The sequence below is a fragment of the Melghirimyces profundicolus genome (assembly GCF_003054245.1).
Taxonomy (GTDB): domain Bacteria; phylum Bacillota; class Bacilli; order Thermoactinomycetales; family DSM-45169; genus Melghirimyces; species Melghirimyces profundicolus.
This window is the reverse complement of the sequence record NZ_QBKR01000050.1, coordinates 1-7334: the sequence shown is the minus strand read 5'-3', so window position 1 is coordinate 7334 and position 7334 is coordinate 1. Positions and strand designations below refer to the sequence as shown.

At 49.9% G+C, this 7334-nt stretch carries 8 protein-coding genes and 1 pseudogene; 5 read left to right on the top strand and 4 right to left on the bottom strand.

Annotated elements, in window-relative coordinates:
- Positions 1–418: 418 nt before the first annotated feature.
- A pseudogene (locus C8P63_RS20145) lies at positions 419–553 on the bottom strand (transposase); the annotation flags it as partial.
- A 2-nt stretch (positions 554–555) separates the two neighbouring features.
- On the opposite strand from C8P63_RS20145, the gene nagA reads away from it, so the two are divergent.
- From nagA to C8P63_RS18335, 5 genes are read left to right on the top strand one after another with little or no spacing between them, the layout of a single operon-like run.
- Entirely contained in the window at positions 556–1782 is a 1227-nt protein-coding gene (gene nagA, locus C8P63_RS18355; RefSeq protein WP_146172221.1) for an N-acetylglucosamine-6-phosphate deacetylase, read from the top strand.
- Positions 1783–1805: 23 nt separating this feature from the next.
- Positions 1806–2762 carry an ROK family protein gene (locus C8P63_RS18350; protein ID WP_170109762.1) on the top strand — a complete coding sequence of 319 codons (957 nt, stop codon included), beginning with the start codon at positions 1806–1808 and terminating at the stop codon, positions 2760–2762.
- A 26-nt stretch (positions 2763–2788) separates the two neighbouring features.
- Entirely contained in the window at positions 2789–3853 is a 1065-nt protein-coding gene (locus tag C8P63_RS18345; RefSeq protein ID WP_108026779.1) for a Gfo/Idh/MocA family protein, read from the top strand.
- A gap of 41 nt (positions 3854–3894) precedes the next feature.
- On the top strand, positions 3895–4911 hold the full coding sequence (locus tag C8P63_RS18340) for a Gfo/Idh/MocA family protein (RefSeq protein WP_108026776.1): 1017 nt from the start codon (positions 3895–3897) through the stop codon (positions 4909–4911).
- Entirely contained in the window at positions 4908–5828 is a 921-nt protein-coding gene (locus C8P63_RS18335) for a sugar phosphate isomerase/epimerase family protein (protein ID WP_108026773.1), read from the top strand. Before C8P63_RS18340 ends, C8P63_RS18335 begins: the two co-directional genes overlap by 4 nt.
- On the opposite strand, the gene C8P63_RS19315 is transcribed toward C8P63_RS18335, so the two are convergent.
- Genes C8P63_RS19315 through C8P63_RS18330 form a run of 3 tightly spaced genes read right to left on the bottom strand, consistent with a single transcriptional unit; the run spans position 5825 to position 6536 of the window.
- On the bottom strand, positions 5825–5989 hold the full coding sequence (locus tag C8P63_RS19315; protein WP_170109761.1) for a hypothetical protein: 165 nt from the start codon (positions 5987–5989) through the stop codon (positions 5825–5827). The genes C8P63_RS18335 and C8P63_RS19315 overlap by 4 nt on opposite strands.
- Positions 5990–6012: 23 nt before the next feature.
- Positions 6013–6204 (bottom strand): HNH endonuclease, encoded by a 192-nt coding sequence (locus C8P63_RS20140; RefSeq protein ID WP_425437339.1) that lies wholly within the window; start codon positions 6202–6204, stop codon positions 6013–6015.
- The gene (locus C8P63_RS18330; protein WP_211308314.1) at positions 6156–6536 is read right to left on the bottom strand and encodes a group II intron reverse transcriptase/maturase; all 381 of its coding nucleotides are present in this window, start codon (positions 6534–6536) and stop codon (positions 6156–6158) included. Before C8P63_RS18330 ends, C8P63_RS20140 begins: the two co-directional genes overlap by 49 nt.
- Between the last annotated feature and the right edge of the window lie 798 nt (positions 6537–7334).

Below are 7334 nucleotides of genomic sequence, written 5' to 3'. Positions count from 1 at the left end.
AGATCTCCTCCGTTCCGTTCAATCCTTTTGTAATGAATTCTACAGATCGGACAGAAAACCTGGCTTGACAACGGACTTTTTCACAACGCTTCTAGATCGGGACGGGGTACTTCAATATCATCCAAATTACACTTCCAACTGACGCTGTCCCGGAGTAACAAGGTCCGCGAGAGGATGCCCTTTTCCATCATAAGCCAGATGATAATCTTGGTACTTAGTTCTCTCTGGCTTCGTCCCAACGCTTCGTCTTCGAGATGTTGGGTTGGCTTGGCTCATGTTGGTGAGCACGGACTACGGGTCTACACTTATAATCCATTGATTTTGGCAACCATATCCGACTGGATTTGGGCATACTTTAACAATCGATTTCAGGTTCCATTCCGTATCGACGGACAAAACGTTCATAGCAAGTTTTCTATGAACCGTAGTATTCCGGTAAGTCACGCCAAGGAGCCCCCGTACGCAATTTCCATAAGACCCCATTGATCACACGGCAATGAATAAACTGGCGCCACAAAATGCGAGAGAGGCACCGGCCGCCGGTGACTCTCATTTTTGCCGGTTAAATATGATTGTGATAATGGAGATGAAATGAAAGTGAATCTAATGGCGGGAAAACGGGACATTTGCCTATCTGGACGAGTCCTTACGCCAGCAGGTATCCGTTCACATGCGGTTATTGTAGTAAAAAAGGGCATTATCGAAAAAGTGGAGGATCGCTTCGTTTACGGTGGACTGATCGATCTAGATGTTGGCGATTCCTTGATTGCGCCGGGGTTCGTGGACATCCACGTACACGGCGGCTATGGAAATGATTTTATGTCCGGTTCAGTAGAAGAAATTGCGAAGGCTCTTCATTTTCACGCCATGCACGGGACAACGTCCATATTGCCAACAACGGTTACCGCTTCGCACGAGTGTACTTCTTCCGCTTTGCAAGCGATCGGTCAGATGATACGTATCCAAAAGGAGGGGGCCGAACATGATTTGCATTTGTCTAAAGGATCCGATATTTTGGGCGTTCATCTGGAAGGGCCGTTTATCAACCCAGGAAAAGCCGGAGGGCAGGCTCTCGAATGGATCCGTCCGTTTGATATGGCCGAATATGAAGCCTGGGAGCAGATTGTACCTATTCGTATGATCACACTTGCTCCGGAGTTGGAGGGAGCCGAGCCTTTCATTCGCTTCGTTGCGGTAAAGCCCGTTCTGATTTCTGCGGGGCATACCGATGCCAAGCTGGACGACATACATCGTTCCATGAAATGGGGGGTTCAGCATCTTACACACTTTTACAATGCGATGCGGAGTCTACATCATCGTGAACCTGGAACGATCGGCGCCGGGTTATTGCAACAGGAATTAACCGTCGAACTGATTGCGGATGGCATTCACGTCCATCCGGACATGCTGCGGTTGGCGTATTTAACCAAAGGAGCCGATCGAATCGCTCTGATTACTGACGCCAGTATTTTGTGCGGATTGGCGGATGGCGTGTACAAGCGGGGTGGACGTGAAATCATCGTGGAGAATGGGTTGATCCGGTTGCGGGACGGAACGCTGAAAGGTAGCAATTTGACCATGGATCGGTCTGCCCAAATGATGATTGAACTGGGAGTACCAATAGAAGATGTATGGAAGATGGCGGCGGTCAATCCTGCCCGCTGGATTGGTAAGGGAAGCCGCAAAGGAGCAATAAAACCGGGCATGGATGCCGACCTTATTGTGCTTGACAACCATTTCAACGTGATACGTACCATTGTTCGGGGGGAGATCATCTTTTGAAAAAGAGCCAAAGGGGGACTTCTTTGAACGCTCAAACGGCAGTCCGCTGGTATATTGGGCTAGACATCGGGGGTACGGCCATCAAAGCGGGACTTGTTTCAAATCATGGCCACGTGGCGCTTCACCGGTCCAAGCGAAACGACGTTTCCAAAGCGCTGAGCACGGTTAAATGTGTGATCATGGACTTGTTGAAAGACGCCGATACGAACAGGTTCCCGGCCGTGTCGGGGATCGGGCTTGCTTCCCCTGGCAGAGTCGATTCCGAAAGAGGCGTGGTTCTTGAAGCGATCAATTTGAAATGGCGCAATGTTTTGCTAAAACAGGAGGTGGAACATGATTTTCGTCTGCCGACTGTCTTGCTAAACGATTCCAACGCGGCCGCGTTAGGGGAACTCGCCCACGGTAGCGTGATGTCGGACAATTTCCTCTGCATCACTTTAGGAACGGGGATCGGCGCCGGTATTGTTTTGGGCGGTAGGATGCACGAAGGGGCTCGATTCAAAGCAGGGGAGATCGGCCATATTCTTTATGAGCCGAACGGCCTTAAGTGCGTATGTGGAAAAGCCGGTTGTCTGGAAACGATCGCCTCCGGCTCCGGAATTGTTCGCCGATATATCCAATATTCTCCGGATGATGAGACAGCAAGCTGTGGTAAGGCGGTACACGAAATCGAACTTAACGACATCGTCCAACTGGCCAGGCAGGGTAGCGTTGCTTCCCTTCGCGTTCTTGAGGAAGCCGCCGAAGCGCTTGGTTCGACCGTTGCGACGATCGTGCAATCTTTGGACTTGGATACCGTTGTACTATCGGGCGGGGTCGCCAAGATGGATTGGCCTTTTACCGAACGGGTTGAGGCGGCGGCCCACCGGTATGCCCCCCGCTCTTCCCAGGTGGTTGTCCGTAAATCCAGGTTGATTGATATCGCTGCGTTGCTCGGCGTTACTGCACTGTTAGAATCAACACACTTTGTAAAAAGCTAAATGTTTTCAAATAGGAGAGATAGGACATGAATGAAAAAAACATAACTGTCGGTATTATAGGCACGGGTTTTATGGGAAAGGCGCATGCTGCCAGTTACCAGATGTTCGGAGTTTCGATCGGCATGTTCGCATCCCGTCAGCTGGACAATGCAAAGGCTTGCGCGCAACAATTTGGTGTACCTCGTTGGACGGATAAATGGCTCAATCTGGTCAAAGATCCGGAGATAGACTGTGTGGATATTACCGTTCCCAACTATCTTCATTATGAAGTGGCAATGGCCTGTATCGAGGAAGGGAAACCTTTCCTTATCGAAAAGCCGTTGGCCCGCAATACGAAGGAAGCGAGGGCGATTGTCGAGGCTGCCAAATCCAGAGGGATTACGGGCGTTTACGGGGAAAATATGCGGTTCAAACCGGCGATGTTGAAATTAAAGCAATTGCTTTCTGATGGCGCGCTAGGAAGGGTCATTATGATCCGTGGGAACGAATTTCATAACGGTCCTTTTCACAGTCCATGGTTTTGGGATGCCGAAATGACGGGTGGCGGAGCGGTTATCGATATGGGGATACACGGTTTGTATGCGTTAGAATGGGTGATGGGTTCGAAGGTGAAGCGCGTTTACGCCGAAATGGATGTGCTGAAATGGAAAGAACACTGCAAGAATGGTTCGGAAGATACCGCCTTCGTAGTGCTCCGTTTTGAGAACGGTGGCATTGCAGAGTTGACAAACAGTTGGGCAGTGGCGAGCGGTATTGATGTCAGGCTGGAGGTATATGGGACAGAAGGGAGCGCTTTTTTGGACAGTTCCCGCAATGTTGGTGGAATGAAAGTTTACAGCCAATCCGGATATGGAAAACCTCTGGAAATAGAGGCTTCCCTCCGTCCGCACGTCGTCTCCAAAAAAGGCTGGAGTTTTCCGGTGCCAGACGAGTGGGCCCAACATGGTCACGCCTATGAGGTTAAGCATTTTATTGACTGCGTCAGCGGGGCGGCGCGTCCAAAATGCACCCTCGACGAAGGGTTGCGGGCACTTGAGCTGGTGGAAGCGATCTACGAATCCGCGAAAAGTGGACGCCCTGTGGAACTGTAAGGCAGGGGAGCGGGAATAAATTATCGGAAAGACGTGATACTGTGACAAAAAAGGTTAGGGTAGGTATTGTGGGGGCTGGAAACATCGCAAGAAGATATCATATCAAGGGATATGTTACCAGCAGTGAGGCGGATATCGTCGCCGTCACGGACATTGTCAAGGATGTGGCCGAACAGGCGGCAAGTGAGTATGGAATTACCAAAGTGTACGATGACTTCCAGGAACTTCTTCAAGATGACACTATCGATGCGATTAGCATTTGTGTTCCCAACCAATTCCACGCGCCCATCACGATCGCTGCGTTAGAGGCTGGGAAGCATGTCTTAGTCGAAAAACCGGTCGCACTCAATTTGGGGGAAGCGTACGCCATGCGCGAAGCTGCACAAAAGAACAATGCGATTGTTATGGTAGAATACCCGATGAGGTTTGATTCGGGATACCTGAAGGCCAAAAGATTAATCGACGAAGGATATCTTGGTGACATTGTTCTCGTCAAAGGCACGTGGTGTCATGGTGGCCCCGAGATGTATACCAAGGGAAAATGGTTTTTCTCCAAAGAGTTGGCGGGAGGAGGCTCGCTTATTGATCTCGGGGTTCACTCCATCGATATTCTCCGTTGGTTGATCGGCGACATAAAAGACGTTACGGGATTTTGTTCCACATTGACAAAATCGATTAAAGTGGAAGATAATGCCATTATTTCATTGCAATTCAAAAACGGTACCCTAGGTCTCGTTGACACCAGTTGGTCAGTAAGATCCGTTCAAGTCCGTACAGAAATATATGGAACGAAGGGGCGTTTGCTTCTTCAGGATTCGCCGGTGACATCCATTGAAGCTGATTTCGCCGACGACTTGCATGGGAAACTTATCATCGCCCATACGAAGGATACAGGGGACAACGATCCACACGTGAAATGTGTGCGCCATTTTGTTCGATGCATAGCGGAAGGAATGAAGCCGGATACGGCTACTCTAGATGACGGGATAGCAGCATTGGAAGTCATTATGAATGTCTATGAGAACAACTATGCAACAAAGAAGGGGAATCCGGTATGAAAATCGGTTGTACGGCATGGACGATAGCAGGAGGTTACGACCTTCCGTTTGATGAGGCGGTAGATACGATCGGGCGGATGGGCTTTCATGGTATCGAACTAATCGCGGGATCACGCGAACAAATATACGATTATTATACAGATGACCAGTGCGACAAGCTCGTCAGCCAAATTGACGAATATGGTATGGTAACGTCACAGTTCGTCCTACACAAGACTCTGATCGACGGGCTGGCCAGTTTGAATCGGCACGACCAGGAAAAAGCCCTTCAAGTTTTCGAAAAGGGATGCCACATCGCCAAAAGGTTAAACGCGAATATCATCAATACGGTTTCCCATTCAGTTCCAGGTTTACGTGCTCCCATTCCATATTTGCCGTCGTATGTGTATGTTACCGTTCCGGGCGTGGAATGGTTTGAACCGAAAATGAAGATGACTATGCCGGATTTCGATTGGGATAATATATGGAACAATTATATTCTCTCGGTTCGACGCTGTTGCGATATCGCGGCTGGTTACGGCTTGTCCTTTTCACTGGAAGGCCATCCGCATGTCATCGTCAGCCATACAGATAGTTTTTTGCGATTTTATGGGGAAGTGCAAAGAGACAATTTCGGCATGAACTTTGACACAGCAATGCAGGCGGACCAGCGGGAACACATTCCCATATCGATACGCAAGCTGAAGCATCGCATCATTCATATGCACGTTCGCGATTCGGACTCCTTGGTTACCCACCGGCTTCCTGTCGGGAAAGGGGTCCTGGACTGGCAAGCTATCCTGAGTGAATTGAAACGAGCGAATTATCGCGGATTTATGTCAATCGAACTGGGGAAATACGCTGATCCCGTCAAGTGGGTCAGAGAATCTCAGACGTATTTGCAAAGCTTGTTGAAAGAAATCGAGAAAGCCTCTTAGGGGTAATAACAGTTGAAGTAGGGGGCCAAGCGTCTGGGACGCGTCAACCCCCCCCCTTCCCGAATCGTACGTGCGGTTGGGTAGGCCGCCAGCGAGGTGCCCGTGATCAGGCCCTTTTCCGACGGCACCCCACCGAACCGGACGTGCGACATTAATCGCATCCGGCTCTCCGGTGTCTTTCTTCTCATGAATTCTGCCGCGATGGGCGTCCGCTGTAATGGATACCTTCGTGACAGACACGACAGACGACCAGGGTCTTCCGATGACGCGCGGCCATCATCTGAGCCCAGGCGGGCTTGGCAGCCCGGCCCCGGACTTTGAGATCCTTCAGGTGTCGAATGTGATGCACTTCGACCCCATCATGAGATCCGCACATCTCGCAGGTGTCAGGCGCTTCACAATCTCGTTGCGTCCGCTGTTCCACACCTGCGCCGGTTGATCGTCGAGACTGCCAATCCTGATCTTTCGCTTCAGTGAGATTCCGCACCACTGCGCCACCAAGGGAGGCTTTCCTTCACCGCGTTCGACGGTGACCTGGAGCCCCCGTCGGGGGCCTTGGTCAGTTTCCAGTACGGTCCGGTAGCGCTGGTAGACCTTCGAGACACGGACGCGATACTTCCGCGCCAGTGTCTTGGTCAGGGAGCGTTCCATCATGTACTTCAGCTGTCCGAGACGCTGGATCAGATTCCGAAACCCTTCGGCTTTCAAGTGTCTGCTTTCCCGGTTAATGTAGCCAATGCCAGCGGTGCTGGAGTCGGGTGGTCGCCATCCTGTAAGAGGAGATGTGAGAAACTAAAACAAACGGGGTTTTCACGACCACACTTTGGGCATCCCCATACTTCCCGTACTAAGCTGGCATCCAAGACTCTATTTTGAAATGCATTCGCAAGAAGGTCCAGATCTTCGTGTTTTATTCTACCTCGCATTTTCCTTTCTCGGTTACGTTGCATCGTTATGTAACCTTATTGCTTTTCGCAATCTTTACCGACTGTATACACCATACAGGCCAGAATCGGTGGTGTGCATGTCTGATCGCGGGACTCGGGTAACATCTTGGCCACTGTTCTGCAGTGCGTGAAGACAAAGAACTGCACGGCTTCCGGGTCTGAAGTCTCAGCATGACCGCTTCAACTGCCAGGATATTGCTCGTTCTTCCGCTTTTCAGATCCGTCACGAGCGGCGTGCTGAATCACTTTGGAAAGTTCCAATTTGCGGCAACAATCCCTTATCTATTAAGGTTTTCTGCGGGTTATGTATAAAAAATGAATTGGTAACGTAACTTTTAATAGCGCTTGTGAATCCAAGGTTTAACCGCCTGAATATCTTAATCTATCAAGGGATGCGGACATTTTTTATGTCTGAAAATAGGGTAACAAGGCAAAGTTTTGTATCGGAAAAGAATAATAAATGACCAGGCCTGTTGATTAGCCAAAATTTCGGATAAACAAAAAGAGCACTCTCCTGTATAATGGGAAAACCCACCACAGTTTACCCACAAGAGAGGTG

Excerpts from the sequence above, each read along its gene's own strand:
- C8P63_RS18345 (WP_108026779.1), top strand. The coding sequence starts at position 2,789 with ATGAATGAAAAAAACATAACTGTCGGTATTATAGGCACGGGTTTTATG.
- C8P63_RS18335 (WP_108026773.1), top strand. The coding sequence starts at position 4,908 with ATGAAAATCGGTTGTACGGCATGGACGATAGCAGGAGGTTACGACCTT.
- C8P63_RS19315 (WP_170109761.1), bottom strand. The coding sequence starts at position 5,989 with ATGCGATTAATGTCGCACGTCCGGTTCGGTGGGGTGCCGTCGGAAAAG.
- C8P63_RS20140 (WP_425437339.1), bottom strand. The coding sequence starts at position 6,204 with ATGTGCGGATCTCATGATGGGGTCGAAGTGCATCACATTCGACACCTG.